The sequence below is a fragment of the Chimaeribacter californicus genome, from assembly GCF_002858675.1.
In the GTDB taxonomy this organism is placed as follows: domain Bacteria; phylum Pseudomonadota; class Gammaproteobacteria; order Enterobacterales; family Enterobacteriaceae; genus Chimaeribacter; species Chimaeribacter californicus.
In genome coordinates this window covers 1-1,476 of record NZ_PJZF01000065.1, presented here as the reverse complement: position 1 = coordinate 1,476, position 1,476 = coordinate 1, and the positions used below count along the sequence as shown (strand labels likewise).

General features: G+C 58.3%; 3 protein-coding genes. All 3 read right to left on the bottom strand.

Annotated features, from left to right (window positions below):
• On the bottom strand, positions 1-325 hold a 325-nt coding region (locus CYR55_RS22805; RefSeq protein ID WP_146001038.1), incomplete at its 3' end, for a hypothetical protein.
• Positions 326-332: 7 nt separating this feature from the next.
• Positions 333-986: a hypothetical protein gene (locus CYR55_RS22800; RefSeq protein ID WP_146001037.1), complete on the bottom strand. Its 654-nt coding sequence runs from the start codon at positions 984-986 to the stop codon at positions 333-335.
• A gap of 104 nt (positions 987-1,090) precedes the next feature.
• Complete coding sequence (locus CYR55_RS23690) at positions 1,091-1,375, bottom strand: PAAR domain-containing protein (protein ID WP_165699656.1); 285 nt, start codon at positions 1,373-1,375, stop codon at positions 1,091-1,093.
• Between the last annotated feature and the right edge of the window lie 101 nt (positions 1,376-1,476).

The window sequence follows — 1,476 nt, the reverse complement described above, 5'->3', positions numbered from 1 at the left end:
GATACTGCTGGGCTTTTTGCTCATTGTCTTTGTTCTCCTGGTTCAATGTTTCGGTGCGCTTGGCGTAAGCGTCGCGTTCGGCTTCCGCTGCTGCCTTGGCTATGGCCAGCTGCTCTTTGTCTTTTTTCAGGCCAGCAATGTCGGTGCCCTGCGTGGCGATCTGGCCAGCCTGCCTGATATTGGTATCTTGCAGATTGCTTAACCAAAACCAGGCTGCCACCAGCCCGGCCGCAATCAGCGCGCCCATGACGATCTCAACCTTTGACCGCGTAGACAGGCCTGTCACCAGGCTCAATCCCTTTGATAGGGAAGTCAGAACATTCATTTCTCTGTTACTCCAGTAAAGACAGCACGCTGGCCGGCGTGATGGCATTAACCGCGCTCGATACCGCGGGGCTGCGCGCAGAAGCGCTGATCAGAGCAACGGCAATGGCATTGCTGTAGGCCGCCTGCGCCGTGGTAGCACTATTGGCGGCAGCGGATGATTTTGCAGATAGAGCGTTCAGGGCGCTGGTAGCCGCAGTGAACAAGCTCTTGAAGGCCGTGACGGCAGACGCCAGGGCTTTTACCTGGCTGTCACTCAGTGTCGGCGCTGTCGCCGTGGTGCCCGTGGTTGTGGTGGTTGCTGATAGGGTGGTGTTGATACTGCGCATGGCATCATTCAGCGCGGACGTGCCCAGGGCTTTCAGGGCAGCCACCAGCGCTGCTGGCGTTACGCTGTCACCGATTGCCGAAGAGATAGCGATTTCACTGCTGGCCAAGCTATTGGCGCGGCAATAGACATCCCAGCCGGTGGTGAGCTGGATAAGCAGGGAAGGATCGCTGTATGTGGTCAGCAGCTTGGCATGGCTGGTGGCCAGCGTGGCCATAGCCGTAAGCGAGACAGCCCATGCACTGATCTGCTGTACGCTGCCTGTCACGCTGCTGGGATAGCTAACAGTGGCCAGCACCAGCCCCGAGAGGGTGGCGCTCAAGCTGGTGGCCAACGTGGCCGCCTGGGCAGATTGGGTCACACTGCCGGCTGTGGCCAGGCCGCCAGCGGCCGCCATGGCCTTGTAAGCGCTTAGTTGTGCGGGAGTTGAGAGCATGATTATCCTACTGAAAGGAGCGGATCGCCGCTGGTTACGGTTGAGCCACAGGAAACCGGATCACCTTCACACACCACAGCCTGGCCATTCACTGTGAACCAGGGGCGGGTAGACAGCGCATTGCCAGGGTGTGAAGAATTACCGTCTGAGTGCGCCGGATAGGCGTTGCCGTCCACCAGCACCGCGATGCCATTCACTGTGAAAAAGGGAACAGCTTCAGCCGGCGGCCGGGCTGTAAATCCATCGTGCCCGGAGCACATGGAATTTTTAGTGGCGATATTCACCATGCCAGCGCACCACAATCGAAGGGGATCTGAAAAAGGCGCTCAAAGACTTCAGGCAATTCCATGTACTGATCACGCTTATGCATGAGGAAAGCCGGGGTGAT

What these genes read in the sequence shown, in the direction of transcription:
- CYR55_RS23690 (WP_165699656.1), bottom strand. Translation starts at nt 1,375, where the DNA reads ATGGTGAATATCGCCACTAAAAATTCCATGTGCTCCGGGCACGATGGA.